Origin of the sequence: Rhodoligotrophos sp. CJ14, from assembly GCF_038811545.1 — a bacterium.
Classification (GTDB): domain Bacteria; phylum Pseudomonadota; class Alphaproteobacteria; order Rhizobiales; family Im1; genus Rhodoligotrophos; species Rhodoligotrophos ferricapiens.
Genome location: NZ_CP133319.1, coordinates 2,081,992 through 2,101,790, shown reverse-complemented (window position 1 = coordinate 2,101,790; position 19,799 = coordinate 2,081,992). Strand labels below are relative to the sequence as shown.

The following is a 19,799-nucleotide window of genomic DNA, read 5'->3' as shown; positions in this document are numbered from 1 at the left end:
GGCTTACCCAAAGGCCTTGCGGAGACGCGGCACGACCTGCTCGGAAAAGAGTTTCAGAAAGCGCATCTGGTCGGGGCCCGGCGCGTGGAATACGAGATGCCGGAAGCCGAGCTCTATGTAAGGCTTGATACGCTCGACCTGCTCGTCGGGATCGCTGGACACGATCCAGCGCTTGGCGGCCCGCTCCGCGGGGAGCGCATCGGCAAGCTTTTCCATCTCCAGGGGATCTTCTACCGACATCTTCTCTTCCGGAGAAAGCGCCAGCGCCGCCCAATGACGGGTATCTTCCAGCGCCCGCTTGGCATCCGTATCGAAGGAGACCTTCATCTCGATCATGCGGTCAACCGATTCGGACGGCCGTCCCGCAGCTTCGATGCCGCTCGCGAGATTGGGCAGCAAGGTTTCGCGATAGAGATCCCAGCCCTTGCCGCTGGTGCAGATGAAGCCATCGGCGGTGCGGCCCGCATATTTGGTGATCATCGGCCCGGCGCCGGCGATATAGATGGGCAGGGGCTCGCTGGGGCGGTCATAGATGGTGGCGTTCTCGGTCTTGTAGTATTCGCCGGAGAAGGAGACGCGTTCCTCCGTCCAGAGTTTGCGGATCAGGGTCAATGCTTCCCGCAAGCGCGCAAAGCGCTCCTTGGGCTCAGGCCAGGCCATGCCGGTGGCCGGCACTTCGTTCAGCGATTCGCCCGTTCCCACACCGAGGATCACCCGGCCTGGAAACATCTGGCCGAGGGTGCCGAAGGTCTGCGCGACGATGGAGGGGTGATAGCGGAAGGTGGGCGTGAGCACGCTGGTGCCCATGATGATACGCTGGGTGCGGCCGCCGAGGGCGCCAAGCCAGGCGAGGGCGGAAGGGGCATGGCCATCGGTGTGCCGCCACGGCTGGAAATGATCGCTGATGAAGACAGAATCGAAGCCGAGGGATTCCGCGTATTCCGAAAACCTGAGCAGATCACTCGGGCTGAACTGTTCAGCGGATGCTTTGTAGCCGATCTTTAGCAAAGCAAGTCTCTCCATGCATCCGCAAGACCAGACAATATCGATAAAGAACTCACCGATACATCAGTCTTCGTCATGATTTGTGATGTGTTTGCAGACTTTACCACCCAGCCGTTCGCTCTCAACGAAAGATTTTTATGGGGGCTTGGCCAAGCTCCGGTTTCATCAAGCTCAGGCATGCCTCCCTCAGGTGAGTTGACAGACCGCCCGCCGGGGAACAAATCTTCAGGCCTATGACTTTGTACGCCCCATCGAGACGAGCTGTCGAGCGCCGCGGGAGACCGGACGAGACCCCCTCAAGCCCATGGCCAGCAGGGGCGCGGCAATGGTGAATTATCTCAAGCATCTGCCCCGGCTGACACGACTGCGCATGTTTGAGGCGGCGGCACGGCTGCAGAGCTTCACACTGGCATCGCAGGAGCTCAATGTCACACAGGCGGCAGTGAGCCAGCAGGTGCGCATGCTTGAGCAGGAGCTCGGGGTCACACTGTTCGTGCGATTGCACCGCGGGCTTGATCTCACCGAACAGGGCCAGGAACTGTTTCGCACGGTCAGCACGGCGCTTAGCCAGATCGCGACGGTTGCGGAGAATATGCGCGCCGCCAGCCGCCCGCCGGTCATTCGGGTTGGGGTTACCTTCGCGGTGGCAACCTTCTGGCTGATTCCACGGCTACCAGCCTTTCGCGCGGCCCATCCCGACCTCGAGGTTCATCTCATCGCCACGGATCGCGGCTTCGACAGTGTCGCCGATCAGGTGGATATCGGCGTTGCCTTCGGCGATGGCGCCTGGGCGGGATTCACGCCCACTTTGCTCAAGGAAAGCACGGTCTTCCCGGTCTGTGCGCCCGCTTACATCGAAGCGCATCCAGAACTGAAGGATCTGGACTCACTGCTGCATCAGGTTTTGCTCAGCATGGAGGACGACCGGCCGGGCCGGCTCGACTGGGGCGAATGGTTCGCCCGGCTGGGCATCGATGGGTCGCGCGCCTCACGCATGCTCAAGTTCAACAGCCATCCCCTCGTCATTCAGGCGGCCTGCGAAGGGCAGGGCGTCGCTCTGGGCTGGACGCTTCTGACAGACGATCTCATCGCATCCGGCCGGCTGGTGAAAGCCCTGGATGAATGCGTGAAGATCCCGAAGTCGTTCTTCTTCGTGGAGCGGCAGGACAAGGCCACGGCGCATACGCGCCTGTTCAAGGAGTGGCTCCTTCAGAAGTTCTAGCGTATTGCTGCGTTCAAGACGGCCTCGGCCAGGGAGCGCTTGTCGGACAGGCCCTTCATCAGGGTCTGGGCGAGAACGGGCGCAATATCGCTTGCTCTGATGGCATCGGCCAGGGCAGCATCCTGCTGATCAAGCACGAAGATATCAATCAGCCCGGCATAGTGGCGCGCAACCGCCACCGCATCCACGTGCAGGCCCAGCTCAGCCATCATCTTGGCCGTCGGACCTTTTACCGCTTGGCCGCCGATGATGGGAGTGACCGCAATGACGGGTGCCGGTGCATTGCGCAGCGCCTGACGCAAGCCCGGCAGAGCGAGGATCGGATCGATGCTGAGGAACGGGTTCGACGGGCAGATGACAATCGCCTCGAGGGCGGGGTCTTCCAGGGCTGCCAAAAGCGCCGGGTTCGGTCGGGCCGTTTCAGCACCCTGGTAGGTAAGACCGGTGACCGCCGGTCCGCAGCGCTTCTCCACGAAATAGTTCTGCATCGGCAGAACGCCTTCGGCCGTATCGACCATGGTCCGCACGGGATCATCGGACATGGGTAGAAGCGCGAACGGCAGTGCGCAGCGTTGAGCGAGCTCTTGCGTCACAGCGGTCAGCGACGCCCCTTGCGACAGCCGATAGGTGCGCCAGACATGCATGGCAAGATCGCGGTCGCCGAGCTGGAACCAGTCCGGGCCGCCAAGCGTGCGCAGCATGTCCATGAACGACCAGGTCTCGTGAGCCTGTCCCCAGCCTTGTTCAAGATTGCTGCGTCCGGTGCAGGTATAAATGACCGTGTCGATGTCGGGGGAAATGTGCAGGCCGAGATGGATGAAATCGTCGCCTGTATTGGCGATGACCAACAGGTCCTCCGGCCGGCACGCGCGCGCAAGGCCCTCAACGAGCTTGCTGCCGCCCACCCCGCCGGACAGGGCAATGACCTTTGGCATGACTGGCTCCTAGCGAAACAGATCTTGATCTTTCGGGCGAACGAGCGCCGCAGCGGGAATGTCGGCGCCACGCCAAGGGAATTGACCGCGGATGACGGCCACCGGCCGGCCTTCCGCGCCCTGGCCCTGCACGAGGGATGCGGCCGCTGCGAGCTCATCGGCAATGGCTTCCTCACTAACCATCAGCGTGCGGCCGAACAGGTCCGGCCTGCCACGCAAATCAAGGAGCGAGGGCAGGCCACTGGCGCCGATCGCGGTGCCTGTCGTGCCCATCCGCCACGGTCGTCCCAGGCTGTCTGCGATGATCACGGCCACATCCACGCCGAGCCGTTCAGCAAAGCGTGCACGGAGCTCGGCGCAGGCACCATCGGGATCATCCGGCAGGAGCAGCACGGTCTCGTCATCGCCGGTCACGTTCGAACGGTCGATGCCGGCATTGGCCAGTACCGCCCCGCAGCGATGGGCGGCGATGATGAGCCCGCGCGCCGTTTTGACGATCTCGGTCGATTCGCGCAGGATCACCTCAACCAGACGCGGATCCTTATCGCATTCCTCAGCCAATTGTCGGGCGCGGGGCGAGGGTGTCACGGAGGCTAGGTCGACGGTGCGTCCTTGCGCCTTGGACACGATCTTCTGAGCAAGGACAATGACGTCGCCGGATTGAAGCGCATATCCGTTCCTTTCTGCCGCGGCGATAATGATCTCGGCAAGATCATCGCCGCGCCCGACCATGGGAAAGCCTGAAAAGGCGGACACGGAGAAACTATGCATTGAGCCCTCGATTGCAGCCGATGTTTCGCCGAGCTCGGAAGAGATGTCGTCAGCGAATAGACGCGGTCCAATGAACCGGGTCTATAGTCCAAATGCATGATGCTGGGTAGCCGGGCCGTTGGGGCACAGCCAGTGCCGGTGACGGGGACCTGTTGGAGAGGTGCCGCTGAGGACATGACCTGGACAGGGAAAAGCGCGATAGGAGCGGCTTTGGTGGTCGCCGCCCTGCTTCTGGCCGCGTGTTTCGCGTGGATATTGTCGCTGCCCTCCGCGCCGGCTCCGCGCGTCATGCCGATGCTCGGGCAGGACGAGGCTGACGCAATGATCGCAGCCCTGAAGCCGACCAAGCGGCAGCGGCCACTCGTCGCGATCATCGGCATCAATGATGCGACCGAAACCACCGACTATCTCATGCCCTATGGCATTCTCCGGCGCGCCGACATCGCCGATGTGGTGGCACTGGCGACGGAACGGGGCCAGGTGATCCTTTACCCGGCGCTCAAGGTCGAGGCGGAGGCCAGTGTCGCCGAGTTCGACAAGCGTCACCCGGATGGCGCCGATTACGTCATCGTGCCCGCAATGAGCCGTGATGATCACCCCCTGGTCATGCAATGGCTCAAGGATCAGGCGCAGAAGGGTGCCATGATCATCGGCGTGTGCGCCGGAGCCAAGGTGGTTGCCGCCGCCGGGCTTCTCGATGGCAAGCGGGCGACAACCCACTGGTATTATCTGGAAGAGCTGCTCGAGAAACATCCCACCATTCGATATGTCGCCGATCGGCGCTTCGTGGTGGATGGGCGCATTGCCACGACGACCGGGATCACCGCGTCGATGCCCATGATGCTCACGCTGATCGAGGCGATCGCCGGTGCGGACAAGGCGCGGCAGGTCGGTCAAGAGCTTGGGCTTGCGGAATGGGATGCGCGCCATGACAGCCGCGCATTCACTTTCACCCGTGCCTTCGCCTTGACGGCGATCACCAATCTGGTGGCATTCTGGTCGCATGAGCAGCTTGGCCTTCCGCTCGTGCCCGGCATCGACGAGGTATCCCTGGCGCTTGCCGCGGATGCGTGGTCGCGCACCTATCGTTCACAGGCGGCGACGTTCGCCGGCAACGAGGGGGCCGTTACGTCCCGCAACGGCCTTCGCATTCTTCCTGATCAGGTCGCCATGCGCTGGCCTCAACGGGAGCGCGCGCCGGACATGGAAGACCAGCCGCCTGCAGAGGTGTTGCGGCGCACGCTCGAGACGATCGAGGCTCGATACGGATCGCGGACCGCCGATTTCGTCGCCATGCAGCTTGAATATCCAAGGGGTGCGCAGCAGTGAGGGTGCAGCCTTTTCTTTCGCGCCCTCAGCCGATAAGACGCTAAGACTGCCGGGAGGCTGATCGCGTTTCTTCACGCGAACCGGCGTCCACTTCGCTTGAAATGCTGGAAACGGAGGGAAGCTCGTGAGCGCAGAGGCCATGCATCGTTACAAGCTTGTCGAATTCGGTCGGCCGGTGGAGGCCGTGGACGAGCCGTTGCCTGAGCTTTCCGGAACGGAGGTACTGCTGCGGATCTCGGCCTGCGGCGTTTGCCATAGCGATCTCCATCTGATCGATGGTCACTTCGATCTCGGGCAGGGTCAGAAGCTCGATATGTCCCGGGCGATGAAGCTGCCGCATGTGCTGGGGCACGAGATCGTCGGCACCGTGCTGGCGGCGGGGCCGGATGCCGGGGCCGTTCCCATGGGTGAGCGGCGGCTCATCTATCCCTGGATCGGCTGCGGTCAATGTGCCACCTGCCAGGCCGGTGACGAGCAGCTGTGCCTCAAGCCACGGGCGCTCGGCGTCAATGTGGACGGGGGGTTCGGGACGCATGTGGTGGTGCCGCATTCGCGCTATCTCATCGACATCGAGGGGCTGGATGAGACGCTTGCCTGCACCTATGCCTGTTCGGGGCTCACGGCCTATGGCGCGCTGAAGAAAATCGGCCGGCTGGGTGAGGGCGATAAGGCGCTCGTCATCGGTGCCGGCGGGGTGGGGCTTGCGGCCGTGCATCTGGCCAGTGCAGTCCTGGGTGTTCAGCCCTATGTGGCGGATCTCGATCCGGCCAAGCGGGAAGCGGCGCTGAAGGGCGGGGCCTTAGCCGCGGTCGATCCAGCCGACCCGGATCTTAGAAAATCGCTGCTCAAAGAGACGGGCGGCTTTGCCGCGGTGATCGATTTCGTGGGCGCAAGCTCGACGGCGGAGCTCGGGGTCGGGCTGCTGCGCAAGGGCGGTCATTTCGTCAGCGTGGGCCTGTTCGGCGGCGCCATCACGCTGCCATTGCCGACGCTCGCCATGCGAGGGATCTCGCTCACGGGCTCGTATGTGGGATCACTGCAGGACCTGAAGGAGCTGGTGGAGCTCATTCGTAGAAACGGAACCTATCCGCTCCCCGTGACACCGCGCCCGCTCGATGACGTGCAGACCTCTCTCGATGCGCTGCGCGGCGGCAAGGTTGTGGGGCGGATCGTGCTGGAGCCCGCAGCCCGCTGATCCGCCCTCGCCGTCATTGTGGACGGCGTCAGCCGTTGGTCGCCATCAGCTTGTCCAGCGTGATCGGCAGCTCGCGAATGCGCTTGCCGGTCGCGTGGAAGACTGCATTGGCAATGGCCGGAGCGACGCCCACAATGCCGAGCTCGCCCACGCCCTTGCCACCCAGTGCGGAGGCGTGCAGGTCGGGAATGCCCACCGAGATCACCTCGATATCGGGAATATCGGCATTGGTCGGGATGAGGTAGTCGGCGAGGTTGTTGTTGATGACACGCCCGTAGCGATGATCGATCAGGCCTTCTTCCAACAGCGCCTGTCCAATACCCATGATAATACCGCCCTTCCACTGGCTTTCGGCCAGCTTCGGGCTATAGAGGCGGCCGGAATCGAGGGCGGAGACCACGCGGGAGACGCGGACGGTGCCGAAATCCTCGTCCACCCGCACCTCGATGAAATGGGCGCACCAGCTGTGCATGGAATAGTCGCCGTCGGTCGGGGCCAATCCGGTCGCGATGGTGGTGTAGTTCTTGTAGCTGTCGGCAGGGTCGACGCGGTTCTCCGCGAAAGTATCGCGCCGGGCTTCAAGCTTCTCCTGGCCAATGGCGGCGAGGAATTCCGCTATCGAGAGATCCGGACCATCGCCCCGGGGTGAAGCGAGGCGCCCATTGGCAACCACAAGCGTGTTCGCCTGCACCGACTGGAACGGCGAGGCTGGGTGGTTGAGCGCAAGCCCGATGAGCTCCTCGCGCACGGCGAGGGCCGCCTTGTGAACGGCCGCCGTCATCACATTGGCCATGCGTGAGCCACCGGTGACACCGGCCCTTGGCAGTGCGGAGTCGCCAAGGCGGACCGCGACCTTCTCCATCGGTAGGCCAAAGACCTCGGCGGCTGCCTGCGCGATCACCGTATAGGCGCCCTGGCCCATATCGATGGTGCTGCTCAAAACCTCCGCGGTGCCATCGGACAGCAGGCGGACGAGGGCTTCGCCGGCCGAGCGGCGGACGGGATAGCTGCCGGCCGCAACGCCCCAGCCGATGAGCTGACTGCCCTCGCGCATGGAGCGTGGTTGCGGGCTGCGCTTCGACCAGCCGAATGCCGCAGCGCCGGCGGCGAAGGCTTCGCGCAAGCGGCGGGTGGACCACGGTTTGCGCGCCTGCGGGTCCTCTTCCGCATAGTTCAGCAGACGGATTTCGAGGGGGTCGATGCCCAGCTCGTAGGCGAGCTCGTCAATCGCACTCTCAATCGCAAAGGCGCTCGGGTTTTCGCCGGGGGCGCGTTTGGCTCCCGGCATTACCGTGTTCACGCGCGCGACGTTCTGACGAGATGAGAAGTTGGGGGTGGCGTACATGATCGCGGCCGCTGCCGCCAGCGGCTCGACCCAGGTCTCGGCGATCGATGTCTCGTTGGCGCCGCGCTGGACGATGGACACGAGCTTGCCTTCGCTCGTCGCACCAAGAGCGATGGTTTGACGGGTGGCCGCCCGTCCGCCAATGGCGCTGAAAGTCTGTGGCCTGGTGACGGCCAGCTTCACCGGCCGGCCCAGCATCTTGGCGGCGATGGTGCAGACCGCGCCGTGGGGATAGGCAAAGGCCTTCGAGCCGAAGCCGCCACCAATATAGGGCGAGATGATGCGGACATTCTCGAACGGGATGCCAAACCATTCCGCATAGGTGCGTGCCATGCCGTCGAGCCACTGGCTCGGCTCCCAGATGGTGAGCTGATCGCCCTGCCATTCGGCAATGAGCCCATGCGGTTCGATGGGCGTCTGGTATTCGCGTGGGGTTCGATACTCGCGTTCGATGCGGATCGGGGCCGTGGCAAGGGCAGACGCGGCATCTCCCCACTCGGAGGTCATTGCCTCCATGGGATCACCGGAGCCTGCATTGGGATCATCGAGGGCGGAGATCGGCGGGGCGGCCTCATAGTCCACTTTCAGCAGGCGCGCCGCCTCAGTCGCCTGCTCGAAGGTCTCGGCCACCACTGCTGCAATGAACTGGCCGGAATAGCTGATCTCACTGACGAGCGGCGTGTACTGGGGCACCGCTGGGGGATTGCCCAGCCAGTCCGAGGCGCCATTCAGGCGCAAGGTGTTGTCGGGTGTAACCACCAGCAGAACACCGGGCGCTGCTTCCGCGGCGCTCTTGTCGATGGCGCGCACCCGCCCGCTGGCGATGGTGCTCTCGACAAGCACCGCGTGGGCCATGTTCTGGGGGCGGTGCTCAAGGGCGTAGGTGGCGGCGCCGCGGATCTTGGCGGGACCATCGAAGCGCGTAAGGCGGGCGCCGAGCGCGCTTGCCGCGCTGTCCGAGGCATCGCCATATTGGCGGGCAGGTTCGCTGGGGCTCATGCCTGTTCTCCGAGAGAGAGTATGGCGCGCGCGACGACGCGCGGCGCCAGTTCGATCTTGTATCGATTGTCGCCGTGATCTACGGCACCTTCGACCGCGAGCCGGCTCGCTTGGCGCACCGTGTCCGGCTCGAGCACCGTTCCGCGCAACGCAGTCTCAACGGCTCGCGCACGCCATGGCTTGGTCGCTACGCCGCCGAGCGCTACGCGGATGTCACGGATCGTCTTGCCGTCCGGCTCCAGTTCGAGACCGACGGCGGCGCTGGCCGCAGCGAATTCATAGGACTGACGATCGCGGACCTTGAGATAGGTCGAGCGGCGCGCGGCCGGTGAGGCGGGGATGGTGACGGCCGTGATGATCTCTCCGGGTGCCATATCGTGCTCGCAGTCGGGCCGATCGCCCGGCGCCAGGAAAAACGACTCTATGGGAAGCGAGCGCGCGCCGAGCTCGACGACGGCGTCGAAGGCGACGAGGGCTATGGCGAGGTCACCAGGATAGGTGGCGATGCAAGCCGTGCTCGTGCCGAGCACAGCGTGGTTGCGGGTGACGCCGCCAATGGCCGCGCAGCCGCTGCCGGGCGCGCGCTTGTTGCAAGACGGGAAGGTTATGGGATCGCGGAAATAGGCACAGCGGGTTCGCTGCAGAAGGTTGCCGCCGATCGTCGCCATGTTGCGAAGCTGGGCAGAGGCTGCCTGCCAGAGACTCTCAGAAATGGCTGGAAAGTTCTGCTTGATCGCGGGGTGATCAGCCACATGGCTCATTTTCGCCAGGGCGCCGATGGTCGCGCCAGCGTCGCTGACGGTGATGTGGTCGAGGCCCTTGAGGCCGCCGATATCGACGACCCGCTCGGGCTGGGCGACGCCGCATTTGGCCAGATCGACCAGAGTGGTACCACCGGCGAGCAGCATGGCTTCGGGATGAGCGGCAAGATGCTGGGCCTCATCCAGGCTTTCGGCCCCCTGATAGGCAAAGTCTCTCATGACGCGACCTCAGCGGCTTCTCGGACGGCGGCGACGATGTGGGGATAGGCGCCGCAGCGGCACAGATTGCCGGCCATATATTCGCGGATCTCATGATCGGAGCCCGCATGGCCCTCGCGGATGCAAGCGACCGCCGACATGATCTGCCCCGGGGTGCAATAGCCGCATTGGAAGGCATCGTGCTTGAGGAAGGCGGCCTGGACCGGGTGAAGCTCGCCATTCGGTCCGGCAAGGCCTTCAATGGTCGTAACTTCGCGGCCTTGCGCCTGTGCAGCCAGCATGAGGCAGGCGAGCACCCGCTCACCGTCCACATGGACAGTACATGCCCCGCACTGGCCCTGGTCGCAGCCTTTCTTCGTGCCGGTGAGGCCCAGATGCTCACGCAGGGCATCAAGCAGCGTTACGCGCGGCTCAACCTCCAAGGTTTCGCTGCGACCGTTGATGTTGAGCTTGATGGGAATAGGATTGGTCATGGCGCCTGGCTCCGATGCTTGACGCTCAATTGGGAAAAACCGATCTATCGTGAAGGGCACAAGCGAGGCCCGCCTGCCGTTTGGGGATGCCGGTGGCTGTTTGCTTCGAGTTGCAGGCAGGCATGATATGGCCTACTCGCTTGCAGATGAGGATGTCGGAAGAGCCCGCTATAAGCGGAGGCGCCTCCGTTTATAGACGTAGAGGTCTGCGGCATGGGTTTCAAGCCCAAATCGGCACGCAAGGGAAAATTCCTGTCCCAATGCTCCGAGGACATCGAGAATAGGGCCGAACAGACGGCCGAACGCCCCCTGCGCGCGGATGCCCGCCGCAACCGGGAAAAGCTGATCGAGGTGGCGGCCGCCGCCTTTGCCCAGTATGGGGTTGATGCCTCCCTGGAGGAGATCGCACGCCAGGCCGGCGTTGGGATCGGCACACTTTACCGGCATTTTCCCACACGCGAGCACCTGGTCGAGGTGGTCTATCGGCGCGAGGTCGAGTCGGTCTGCGCCGCCGCGGAAGAACTCGCACGCACGCTGCCGCCTGATGCGGCACTCGAGCAATGGATGCAGCGCTTCGTCGATTATATCGCGACGAAGCGGGGGCTGGCCGCAAGCTTGCGTGTTTTGTTGACCACCAACGCGACATTCTTCTCGGAAACATCGGGCAGGGTTACTCACGCGCTGGGCAAACTGGTCGAGAATGCCATCGCAAGCGGATCGATCCGCGGGGATATCGATGCAACCGACGTGCTCCATGCGCTCACCGGCATCTATGCGGCCCCCGACACGCCGGATTGGCGTGAGCGCTCGCGGCGTCTCGTTTCGCTGCTGATGGACGGGCTGCGTTGGAGTGCGGGTTCAAGTCGGCAAAGCGGCGAGCACCCCTAGCCTCTAAGCCGCGGTCATATGAGTGCTGAACTCGGTGCGGAGGTCCTCCTCCCGATCGAGATAACGCGGTGAAAAATGCATGGGGCTGGCGCGGGATACGCCAGCCCGTCGCGCGATCGATCCGGCCTGGGCAGCCGTCAGATGTTTTTTCGCCGCCGCCAGGGCACTGTCCTCCTCCAGGAAGGCGGCTTCAATGAAGAGCTGATCAGACCCTTCGGCGAAGGCTATCAGCTTCTCCACATTGGCTTCGGCATAGGCGAGATCCGTTGCATAGACGATACGCTGGCCGGGTGAGGTCTTCAGAGCGCCTGTCTCGAGTAGTTCGGTGAGCGAGATGCAGCGCTCCGGCTTGGGCCAGAACTCGGCGTCCGTCTCGCCTCGTCGCACCGCTCGCTTGGCCTGGGTCAGCCAAGGGCCGACAGGAAGCCCGAGATCATCCAGCCGCGCCTTGCGTACATTCACCCGGATCTTCTCCTGCAAGGCAAAGGAAAGGGAGGGAATGCCATGGTCGAGCAGCAAGCCTTCCACCCGGAAATCAGGGTCATCGAGCAGGATGCTGCCTTCCGGTCGTGGTGCCTCGACCGGTTGGCGCCTGAAACCGCGACGCGCACTAAACAGGCATGATTGCGCGACGCCGCCCGGCGCCCAGTCGGATGCGATGAGGGAGAAATCGGGCGAGTCCTCATCGAGCAGGTTCCAGGTATAGGCGCGCAGCTTTGCCTCCACCGCGTCGGCGAGGCCCGGTGGGCCGATGAGCTGGATTTTGGTGTCGCGATAGAGGTAAAGCCGGAGGAGGCGGTCGAAGCCGATGAAGTGGTCCATGTGCATATGCGACACGAACACATGGCTGATGCGGAGGATCTCGCGCGGCGAGAGCGGGGTGAGATCGCCAAGATCGAACAGCAGAGCGCGCCGGCCGAAGCGGAAATCCAGATAGAGGGCCGCATCGGAAAATGGCTCGTTCACCAATCGTGGCTGAACCAGCGAAATCGTCACGTGCCTGCCTGCCCGGCCTCTCTGTTCATGTGCGCCTCCGCGAAGCAGCCCGCCGGCCATCTCATCGTGGCGGGTCGAGCACGTCAACGGCAATGGAACCGAGAGGACGTGATCAGGTTCCGGTGTGGCTGTCAGCCGTTCAATGCTTTTTCCTGAAAGGCGCGCGACATCAGCATGCCATGGATCAGGGCAGCGCGAGGTGCGATGGTCGAGACCAGGATATGCTCATGGATCGCGTGGGCACCGGCGCCGTTGCAGCCCAGTCCATCCAGAACGGGCAGGCCTAAGGCTGCGGAGAAATTGCCATCGGAGACACCGCCGCGGGAGGTTTCGGCCATGGGCAGGCCGAGCTCTGCCGCAAGCGCGCATGTGGCTTCGTAAAGGCGCATCACGGCCGGGCTGCGCTCGAAGGGCGGGCGGTTCATTCCGCCTTCGACGGTGAGGCGGATATCCGGGTCGTGAGGCTGGCGCGACAGCATCTGCGCGAGCATGCGTTGAGCGGTCGCCTCATCATCCACCCGCATGTCGATCTCGATGGTTGCTTCGGCCGGAACGACGTTCACGCGCGTGCCGCCCTTGATGGTGCCGACATTGAAGGTTGCTGTGGTCTCGCTGTCGTTCAGCGCCTCAATCTCCAGGATCTGGCGGGCGATCTCGCGAATGGCGCTGCGGCCGTCGCGCAGGTTGCCGCCGGCATGGGATGAACGGCCGTAAGCGGTCATCTTGAAGAAGCCCCAGCCCTTGCGCTTGGTGATCACGGTGCCCGGCGCCTCGAAGGCGGGTTCAGGCACGAGGACGAAGGCTGCGCCGGCGGACAGTTCCTCTATAGTGGCGCGCGAGGTGGGGCTGCCGATTTCCTCATCGCCGTTGAGGAAGACAGTGATCGGGCGCGGTGGGCGAAGCCCTGCCTTGGCGATCTGCCGGAGAGTTTCGGTGATCAGGTATGAGCCGGCCTTCATGTCGAAGATGCCCGGACCGAACAGCTGGTCGCCTTCGCGCCGGACAGGTCGTTCAGCAAGCGTGCCCGCGGCCCAAACCGTATCGATATGGCCCATCAGCAGCGCGGGCTTGCCGCTCACACCATCGGGCGCGTAGGAGAGGATGAGCTGGCCACCGCAGCCATCGCGGCCGGGAATCCGGCGGATCGCGACCGGAAGCCCTTCGAAGGCAGCCTCGATGTGATCAAGAAGCCGATCGATCAGGTCGGGACGCTCGGATGGTGTCTCGAATTCCACCCAATCGATGATCCCCCGTGCGAGCGTTTCCGTGTCGAACGAGGCGGGCCGCGGAAGGTTTTCACCGGCCATGTCGTTCCGCATCTGGTTCTCCTGTTTGCTCATGCCTCAGCCCAGGCCATAGACCTGCTTGGCTCTTTCGGACGAGATCAGCCCATCCTCCAGGTCGGCAGCGACGGCTTCCCGGTCGCGGTTTTTCGGGTTGCCCCAGCCACCACCGCCGGGCAGGCGGATCTCCACGATATCACCGCGCCGCAGAGTAAAGGTGCTGGTGGCCCCGAGGGTGATGACCTCGTCATCGCGCTCGACGTGCAGTGTTGCCGGCTTTCCGTCGAGGCCCAGCTCGCGCCCCAGCGGCGGCAGCTTGAACCGATCGGAATAGAGGCTCAGCACCACCTCATCCTTCTGGATGAGATAGCGGCGGAAGAGACCCATGCCGCCGTTGAACTCGCCGGCACCGGCGGAGTCCTGAATGAGGCCGAAACTTTCGATGAGGATATGCGGGCTTAGTTGCTCGATCGATTCCGTCGGCGTCAGCCGGCATGACGACAACACATGATCGGTTGCATGAATGGCATCATAGTCCTTTGCCGCACCCCAGCCGCCGCCCAGCACGTCGATATGGATGTCAAAGCCGCCTTGCGGCCGGGCATGGGCGAGGAAGAAGCCGGTGGTTGAATTGGCGCCTTGGGCCGGCACCCGGTCGGGCAGGACCTGTCCCAGGGCTGCATGGACCGCATCGAGTGCCCGGCAGCAGGCCGTGGCGCGCGCCCTGACCGGTGCGCCCGGCCGGGGATTGAGTACCGAGCCCTCCGGGATGATGAGGGTGAGAGGGCGGTTGCAACCATCATTGGCCGGCATGTCGGTGTCGGCGAGAATGCTGCGCAAGGCGGTGACCGCCCCGGCAATGCTGCTGGCCAGGGGCGAGTTGAACATGGTGCGCACCTGCGGATCGGTGCCGGTGAAATCAATCACCGCCATATCGCCCCTGATCGTCACGGTGGCGCGCACCTTCACCGGTGGCCCCGCCGGCGTTCTGCCATCGCCATCGAGGAAGGCTTCGCCGCTCCAGGTGCCATCGGGAATTTCGGCGATGGCGGCGCGCATCCGGCGTTCGCTGTAGTTCAGGACCTCGTCCATGGCGCTCACCACCATGTCGGGACCGAAGCGCCGCGCCATCTCGATGACCCGTTCGCACCCGATATGGTTGGCTGCAAATTGTGCATCCATATCGCCAAGGCCGATTTCGGGGGTGCGGATATTGGCGAAGATGAGCCGTTCGATCATGCCGCCGTGCCAGTCACGCTGCACGTCGAGCAATAGCGGCGGGATCACAAGGCCCTCCTGGATCAGCTCGGTGGCCGTGGTGTTCACGCCAGCCGAGCCACCGCCAATGTCGAGGTGATGGGCTGTGCTGCCGCTCCAGCCAAGCAGCATGCCGTCATGAAAGATCGGGCTGAATAGGATGATGTCGTTGAGGTGCTGGCCACCCGAATAAGGATCGTTCATCAGCACGCATTGGCCAGGCTTGACATTCGCGAGGTCAAGCTGTTCGGCCGCAGCGCGGAAGGATGCGCTGAGCGCGGCCGTCTGCATCGGGATCATATCGGCTTGGGCGACCACGCGGCCTTGGGCGTCGAGCAGGGCGGTCGAGCAGTCGCGCGCCTCCCGCACCACGGCGGAGAAAGCCGAGCGGATCAGGTTGGCCGCCATTTCGTCTGCGGCCGCCTGAAGGCCACGGGCCATGATGATCAGGCGTGTCTTGTCCTGGGTCATCGCGTGTCCCTCAGCAACAAGTCTCCGGTCGGCAGGCATTCCAGCTGCCAGCCGGGCGGTATCACAGTGGTAGACGTGGCCTCTTCGATGATGGCGGGGCCATCGAGCCGGGTGCCCGGTTGAAGCATCGCGCGGGCGATGAATTGGGCCGAGACGCGCGCTCCACCGATGGTGGCGTCCAGGATGGCCGGCTTGAGCGCTTCGCCCTCCGGCAGCGGGGTCGTCACATGGCCCTCTGCTTCCCTCACCACACGAATGCGGTAGCCCACGACTTCCACGTCGAGCTTCGGGCGCGCATAGCCATAGCGGCCGCGGTGCTCAGTTTCGAAGAGGGCGCGCAGCTCTGCTGCGGCTGCCGGGGCGCCATCGGTCCATATGGTGAGCTCGAATGCCTGGCCGAGATAGCGCATGTCCATGCCGATGGCGACGCGGTAGCTGCCCGGTTCGAGGCCATTGAGGCTGGCGGCTTCGGCTGCGCGCTGGTTCAGCTGCTCGATGCGGGCGCCATTCAGGGTTTCATCCGCCAGGCGGTGCAGACCGCTCTGGGCGACATCGATCACCGTGTCCGCGATCAGCAGCCCGAAGGCACTGGCCAGGCCCGGAGACCAAGGTACGAGCACCTGGCGCACGCCCAATTCCTCGGCCACCATGGCTGCATGCAGCGGCCCACCGCCGCCATAGGCGACGATGGTGAAGTCGCGCGGGTCAATCCCCCGCCGCGTCGACACAAGCCGGACCGCATCAGCCATGTTGCTGTTGACGAGGCGCAGCACCGCATCAGCCGTCACTTCGACCCCGCCGGGCAAGGATAGCGCGCCGAGTGCCGCGGTTGCCCGCTCGGGCAGAAGCTTCATGCGCCCACCGAGAAAGCGCTCGGGCCGCAGCAGACCGGCGACCACTTGCGCATCGGTCACGGTCGGCCGCTCACCACCGCGGCCGTAGCAGGCCGGGCCTGGATCAGCGCCAGCGCTTTCGGGTCCGACCGTGAGAAAGCCGCCCTTGTCGATGAAGGCGATGCTACCACCCCCGGCACCGATGGTCGCCATGTCCACGGACGGGGTTCGCACCGGCAGGCCATCGACCTTGAGCTCGGGCACGATGCTGGGATTGAGGCCGGGCGCGATGGCGACATCGGTGCTGGTGCCGCCCATGTCGAGCGTGATCACGTCGGTGATGTCGTTGCGCCGGGCGAACCAGATCGCTGCGCGCACCCCCGCGGCGGGACCCGAGAGCAGCATACGCACGGCATTGGCGCCGGCAGAGGAGGCCGGCATGCTGCCGCCGTTCGACTGCATGATCTGCAGGACGCCGCCATAGCCGCCCTCCCGCAGCCCGGCCTCGAGGCGGGCGATATAGCGCTCGACGACCGGTCCGACGAAGGCGTTCACGACCGAGGTCATGCTGCGCTCATACTCCCGGAACTCCGGCGAGACCTCGTGACTGGCGGAGACGGTCACATGGGGCGCTCGGCTGCGGATCATCTCGGCGAGCGCGCGCTCGTGGTCAGGATTGCGATAGGCGTGCAGAAGGCATATGGCGATGCCTTCGATACCCTGGTCAAGGAGCTGCGCGACCTCTTTCCATGCGGCGTCGAGATCGAGCGGGACGAGCACCTGGCCATCGGGGCCGATCCGCTCATGGACTTCCCTGATCATGCTGCGCCGGATGGGCGGCAGAGGCCGGCGATAGCGCATGTCGTAGATGTCGTGATCGCGGTCGGCACGTCCGAGAATGATGACATCGCGAAAGCCGGCGGTGGTCACGAGACCGGTGCGCGCGCCACGGCGGGTGAGGAGCGCGTTGGTCGCGACCGTCGAGCCGTGGGTCACTTGCGAGACCGAGGCGAGCGGCATGCCCGCATCGCTGATCACGCGCAGCACGGCCTCGTGGATCGCCTGGGGAGTGGACGGGGTCTTGCCGGTGTGTAGACGGCCATCGGGGCCAGCCCAGACCAGATCGGTAAAGGTGCCTCCGATCTCGACGCCGATCCGGTTCGCGGCTGGTCTCGCCGAAACCTGGTGTTCCGTCATCTCAATCCATTTCCATAAGCAATATGTCAGACGGCCGGCGCACCTGAGGTTGCGCCTTCAGGGGTGCCGAGATAGGCCGCGATCACGGCAGGGTTGCTCACCACCTCCGGCGGGGTGCCCTCGGCGATCTTGCGGCCGGCATCAATCACCAGAATGCGGTCGCAGATGCTTGTCACCGCCTTCATGTCGTGTTCAACGAGCCAGACGGTGGTGCCGCGATCGCGCACGTTGCGAAGGCAGGTCACCATCTGCTCGGTTTCGGTGGGATTGAGGCCGGCGCAGGGCTCGTCGGCGAGCAAGAGGGCAGGCCGGGTGGCGATTGCGCGGGCAATTTCGAGCTTGCGCAGATTGCCGACGGTGAGCCCTTCGGCGGTGCGATCGGCGAGGTCCTCGATGCCGGCGACGTGGAGAGCTTCGCGGGTGACCGCGTCGACATCGGCTCGATCCGGCTTGCCGAACATAGCCCCGACCGCGACATTCTCGCGGACGGTGAGAGCAGGGAAGGGCTTCGAGATCTGGAAGGCCCGCGCAATGCCGCGCTGGTTCAGCTTGTAGGTGGGGACGTTGGCGATGGATTCGCCGCGGAAGCGGATCTCACCGGCTGTGAGCGTGTAATAGCCGGTGATCAGGTTGAACAGGGTCGACTTGCCGGCGCCATTGGGACCGATGAGGCCATAGATCGCGCCCGCAGGGATATCGAAATCGACCTTCTCGATGGCCGTTAGCCCGCGGAACTTCTTGGTGACGCCGCGTCCGGACAGGATGATCTCCGTCATGGCTGCACCTCAGCCTTGCGCGCGAGGCTCGAGCGGCGAGAGCGGGACAGCGCACCGAGAATACCGCCGGGCATCAGGAGAATAATGGCCACCACGATGAGGCCGGTGATCAGGAGGTGAATGTCGAGGAAGCGCGAGAGGAGCACTTGTGTGATGAACAGCATCACCGCGGTTCCGATGATGGGGCCAAACAGGGTGCCGATGCCGCCGATGAGGCAGAACACGATCATGTTCAGGCTGAAGTCGAGGCGGAAGACGGTATAGGTGGTGAAGTAACCGACGCTGTAGCCGTATACCGCACCCAAAAGGCCCACCAGCACGGCGGAGAGCACAAAGGCGAGGATCTTGTATCGCTCGGTTGCGACGCCGAGCATCATCGCCGTGTCCTCGTCCTCGCGGATCGCCAGCAGCGCGTAGCCGAACCGCGTGTGCTTGATCAGGAGGGTGATGAGGAAGGCGAGCAGCAGAAGCCCGCCGAACATGTAGTAGTAGAAGTCTTCCGGCGCGACGCCGCTCGGCACGGGCGAGGTGAGGAAGACGCCGACGCCCCCCTGAAACCAGGAGATGTTGTTGACGAGCTCGCTCACCACCTGGCTTACGCCCAGCATGACGATCGCGAAATAGATGCCGCGCAGCCGCAGGGTGGGATAGGCGATGACGGCTGCAAACAGGCCGCAGACAAGGCCGGCAACAAGCAGCGGCACGATCATCGAGACGGGGCCGGTGCCGAAGGTCCCCACATTCATGCCGAACAGGGCCGCGCTGAACGCGCCGATGCCGATGAAGGCGGTGTGTCCAAAGCTCCAATAGCCAGCAAAGCCGCCGAGGATATTCCAGGACAACGCCAGGGCTGCGGAAAAGAAGAAGAACTGGACGACGCGGGTATAGAAGGGGCCGAGCCAGAGCGGCAGGAGGGCCAGTACGGCCAGAACAACTATGCCGGTCAGGATTGCCAAGGGCTTCTTCATCTGGATTCCCCGAAGCTATTTCCCAGCAAACCTTGCGGCCGCACCAGAAGCATCAGCACGAGCACGAGGAACATCATGGCCGTGGTGAGGGATGGGCCAACATATTGGGCGGTATAGGCGTTGATCAGGCCAAGCAGGAGACCGCCGACCAGAGCGCCGGCCGGGCTGCCAATGCCGCCAAGCACGACCACGATGAAGGCGTTCAGCGTCCAGGCCACCTCGCTTGCAGCCGAAAAGGGCTGGACGATGCCGATGATGGCGCCCGATGCGCCAGCAAGGGCGGCGCTGAGGCCGAAGGTAAGTCCATGGAGCCGCTGCACGCTCAGGCCCGACAGTTCCGCCGCGAGGGGCTGCTGGGCGGTGGCTCTGACCGCACGGCCAAACTGGGTGCGCGCAAGGACAAGGGCGAGGACGAGAAGCAGGATGAGGCTGGCACCCAAGGCAACCAGGCGAACGAGGTCGATCTGCAGCGGTCCCAGCGCGATGCTCGTGAAGCTGTAGCTCGGGGTGATCGTCTGCACATCCGGTCCGAAGGCCAGCTGCATGAGATTGCGCAGGATCATGGCGACGCCGAATGTGACGACGAGAGATGCGACGAGGGATGCGCGCGAGATCGCCCAGTGAATGATCGTGCGCTGATAGGCATAGCCGATGGCGAAGAGCACGATGCCGATCGGTATGATCGCGATGAAGGGGTCTATGCCCAAGTGCCTGAACAAGAGCAGAGCGCCGTAAGCGCCTGCCACGACGAAGACGCCATGGGTCAGATTGACGATGCCCATGACGCCGAAGATCAAGGAGAAGCCAACGGCTGCCAGGGAGTACAAGCCCCCCAGCACCAGGCCATTCAGGGTCGTTTGCAGGAACAGCATCATC

17 protein-coding genes are annotated in these 19,799 nt (G+C 64.1%); 4 read left to right on the top strand and 13 right to left on the bottom strand.

Annotated elements, in window-relative coordinates; genetic code table 11:
• Positions 1–3 precede the first annotated feature (3 nt).
• Positions 4–1,008, bottom strand: coding sequence for a glucose-6-phosphate dehydrogenase (coenzyme-F420) (fgd, locus tag RCF49_RS09770; protein ID WP_342643835.1), 1,005 nt, complete (start codon positions 1,006–1,008; stop codon positions 4–6).
• A 301-nt stretch (positions 1,009–1,309) separates the two neighbouring features.
• Here fgd and RCF49_RS09765 point away from each other — a divergent pair, with 301 nt between their 5' ends.
• Positions 1,310–2,227 (top strand): LysR substrate-binding domain-containing protein, encoded by a 918-nt coding sequence (locus RCF49_RS09765; protein WP_342643834.1) that lies wholly within the window; start codon positions 1,310–1,312, stop codon positions 2,225–2,227.
• Here RCF49_RS09765 and cofD read toward each other — a convergent pair.
• Both cofD and cofE read right to left on the bottom strand, forming a co-directional pair.
• Complete coding sequence (gene cofD / locus RCF49_RS09760; RefSeq protein ID WP_342643833.1) at positions 2,224–3,162, bottom strand: 2-phospho-L-lactate transferase; 939 nt, start codon at positions 3,160–3,162, stop codon at positions 2,224–2,226. The genes RCF49_RS09765 and cofD overlap by 4 nt on opposite strands.
• A 9-nt stretch (positions 3,163–3,171) precedes the next feature.
• Positions 3,172–3,933 (bottom strand): coenzyme F420-0:L-glutamate ligase, encoded by a 762-nt coding sequence (gene cofE / locus RCF49_RS09755; protein ID WP_342643832.1) that lies wholly within the window; start codon positions 3,931–3,933, stop codon positions 3,172–3,174.
• A 174-nt stretch (positions 3,934–4,107) separates the two neighbouring features.
• On the opposite strand from cofE, the gene RCF49_RS09750 reads away from it, so the two are divergent.
• Positions 4,108–5,262 (top strand): DJ-1/PfpI family protein, encoded by a 1,155-nt coding sequence (locus RCF49_RS09750; RefSeq protein ID WP_342643831.1) that lies wholly within the window; start codon positions 4,108–4,110, stop codon positions 5,260–5,262.
• A gap of 124 nt (positions 5,263–5,386) precedes the next feature.
• Positions 5,387–6,457 (top strand): alcohol dehydrogenase, encoded by a 1,071-nt coding sequence (locus tag RCF49_RS09745; protein ID WP_342643830.1) that lies wholly within the window; start codon positions 5,387–5,389, stop codon positions 6,455–6,457.
• A gap of 28 nt (positions 6,458–6,485) precedes the next feature.
• On the opposite strand, the gene RCF49_RS09740 is transcribed toward RCF49_RS09745, so the two are convergent.
• The 3 genes from RCF49_RS09740 to RCF49_RS09730 are packed head-to-tail and all read right to left on the bottom strand — an operon-like array spanning position 6,486 to position 10,254.
• Positions 6,486–8,801 (bottom strand): xanthine dehydrogenase family protein molybdopterin-binding subunit, encoded by a 2,316-nt coding sequence (locus tag RCF49_RS09740; RefSeq protein ID WP_342643829.1) that lies wholly within the window; start codon positions 8,799–8,801, stop codon positions 6,486–6,488.
• On the bottom strand, positions 8,798–9,781 hold the full coding sequence (locus RCF49_RS09735; protein WP_342643828.1) for an FAD binding domain-containing protein: 984 nt from the start codon (positions 9,779–9,781) through the stop codon (positions 8,798–8,800). The genes RCF49_RS09740 and RCF49_RS09735 overlap by 4 nt, the downstream gene beginning before the upstream one ends.
• Positions 9,778–10,254, bottom strand: coding sequence for a (2Fe-2S)-binding protein (locus RCF49_RS09730; protein ID WP_342643827.1), 477 nt, complete (start codon positions 10,252–10,254; stop codon positions 9,778–9,780). Before RCF49_RS09730 ends, RCF49_RS09735 begins: the two co-directional genes overlap by 4 nt.
• 213 nt (positions 10,255–10,467) lie before the next feature.
• On the opposite strand from RCF49_RS09730, the gene RCF49_RS09725 reads away from it, so the two are divergent.
• Positions 10,468–11,142, top strand: a complete 675-nt coding sequence (locus RCF49_RS09725) for a TetR/AcrR family transcriptional regulator (RefSeq protein ID WP_342643826.1) — start codon at positions 10,468–10,470, stop codon at positions 11,140–11,142.
• 3 nt (positions 11,143–11,145) lie between these two features.
• On the opposite strand, the gene RCF49_RS09720 is transcribed toward RCF49_RS09725, so the two are convergent.
• From RCF49_RS09720 to RCF49_RS09690, 7 genes are all read right to left on the bottom strand, one after another.
• Positions 11,146–12,138 carry a ribonuclease Z gene (locus RCF49_RS09720; protein WP_342643825.1) on the bottom strand — a complete coding sequence of 331 codons (993 nt, stop codon included), beginning with the start codon at positions 12,136–12,138 and terminating at the stop codon, positions 11,146–11,148.
• A gap of 131 nt (positions 12,139–12,269) precedes the next feature.
• A complete protein-coding gene (locus RCF49_RS09715; protein ID WP_342643824.1) occupies positions 12,270–13,457 on the bottom strand; it encodes a M20 family metallopeptidase in 1,188 nt (395 codons plus the stop codon).
• A gap of 24 nt (positions 13,458–13,481) precedes the next feature.
• Positions 13,482–15,149: a hydantoinase B/oxoprolinase family protein gene (locus RCF49_RS09710; RefSeq protein WP_342643823.1), complete on the bottom strand. Its 1,668-nt coding sequence runs from the start codon at positions 15,147–15,149 to the stop codon at positions 13,482–13,484.
• Positions 15,146–17,179 (bottom strand): hydantoinase/oxoprolinase family protein, encoded by a 2,034-nt coding sequence (locus tag RCF49_RS09705; protein WP_342643822.1) that lies wholly within the window; start codon positions 17,177–17,179, stop codon positions 15,146–15,148. The genes RCF49_RS09710 and RCF49_RS09705 overlap by 4 nt, the downstream gene beginning before the upstream one ends.
• A gap of 26 nt (positions 17,180–17,205) precedes the next feature.
• Positions 17,206–17,955 carry an ABC transporter ATP-binding protein gene (locus RCF49_RS09700; RefSeq protein WP_342643821.1) on the bottom strand — a complete coding sequence of 250 codons (750 nt, stop codon included), beginning with the start codon at positions 17,953–17,955 and terminating at the stop codon, positions 17,206–17,208.
• Complete coding sequence (locus RCF49_RS09695; RefSeq protein ID WP_342643820.1) at positions 17,952–18,923, bottom strand: branched-chain amino acid ABC transporter permease; 972 nt, start codon at positions 18,921–18,923, stop codon at positions 17,952–17,954. The genes RCF49_RS09700 and RCF49_RS09695 overlap by 4 nt, the downstream gene beginning before the upstream one ends.
• Complete coding sequence (locus RCF49_RS09690) at positions 18,920–19,798, bottom strand: branched-chain amino acid ABC transporter permease (RefSeq protein ID WP_342643819.1); 879 nt, start codon at positions 19,796–19,798, stop codon at positions 18,920–18,922. The genes RCF49_RS09695 and RCF49_RS09690 overlap by 4 nt, the downstream gene beginning before the upstream one ends.
• Position 19,799: the final 1 nt, after the last annotated feature.

Bases quoted from the DNA above. Each gene is read 5' to 3' on its own strand.
- RCF49_RS09710 (WP_342643823.1), bottom strand. From the start codon at position 15,149: ATGACCCAGGACAAGACACGCCTGATCATCATGGCCCGTGGCCTTCAG.
- RCF49_RS09765 (WP_342643834.1), top strand. From the start codon at position 1,310: ATGGCCAGCAGGGGCGCGGCAATGGTGAATTATCTCAAGCATCTGCCC.
- RCF49_RS09715 (WP_342643824.1), bottom strand. From the start codon at position 13,457: ATGCGGAACGACATGGCCGGTGAAAACCTTCCGCGGCCCGCCTCGTTC.
- RCF49_RS09725 (WP_342643826.1), top strand. From the start codon at position 10,468: ATGGGTTTCAAGCCCAAATCGGCACGCAAGGGAAAATTCCTGTCCCAA.
- cofE (WP_342643832.1), bottom strand. From the start codon at position 3,933: ATGCATAGTTTCTCCGTGTCCGCCTTTTCAGGCTTTCCCATGGTCGGG.
- RCF49_RS09750 (WP_342643831.1), top strand. From the start codon at position 4,108: ATGACCTGGACAGGGAAAAGCGCGATAGGAGCGGCTTTGGTGGTCGCC.
- RCF49_RS09690 (WP_342643819.1), bottom strand. From the start codon at position 19,798: ATGATGCTGTTCCTGCAAACGACCCTGAATGGCCTGGTGCTGGGGGGC.
- RCF49_RS09695 (WP_342643820.1), bottom strand. From the start codon at position 18,923: ATGAAGAAGCCCTTGGCAATCCTGACCGGCATAGTTGTTCTGGCCGTA.
- RCF49_RS09700 (WP_342643821.1), bottom strand. From the start codon at position 17,955: ATGACGGAGATCATCCTGTCCGGACGCGGCGTCACCAAGAAGTTCCGC.
- RCF49_RS09730 (WP_342643827.1), bottom strand. From the start codon at position 10,254: ATGACCAATCCTATTCCCATCAAGCTCAACATCAACGGTCGCAGCGAA.
- cofD (WP_342643833.1), bottom strand. From the start codon at position 3,162: ATGCCAAAGGTCATTGCCCTGTCCGGCGGGGTGGGCGGCAGCAAGCTC.
- RCF49_RS09740 (WP_342643829.1), bottom strand. From the start codon at position 8,801: ATGAGCCCCAGCGAACCTGCCCGCCAATATGGCGATGCCTCGGACAGC.
- RCF49_RS09735 (WP_342643828.1), bottom strand. From the start codon at position 9,781: ATGAGAGACTTTGCCTATCAGGGGGCCGAAAGCCTGGATGAGGCCCAG.
- RCF49_RS09705 (WP_342643822.1), bottom strand. From the start codon at position 17,179: ATGACGGAACACCAGGTTTCGGCGAGACCAGCCGCGAACCGGATCGGC.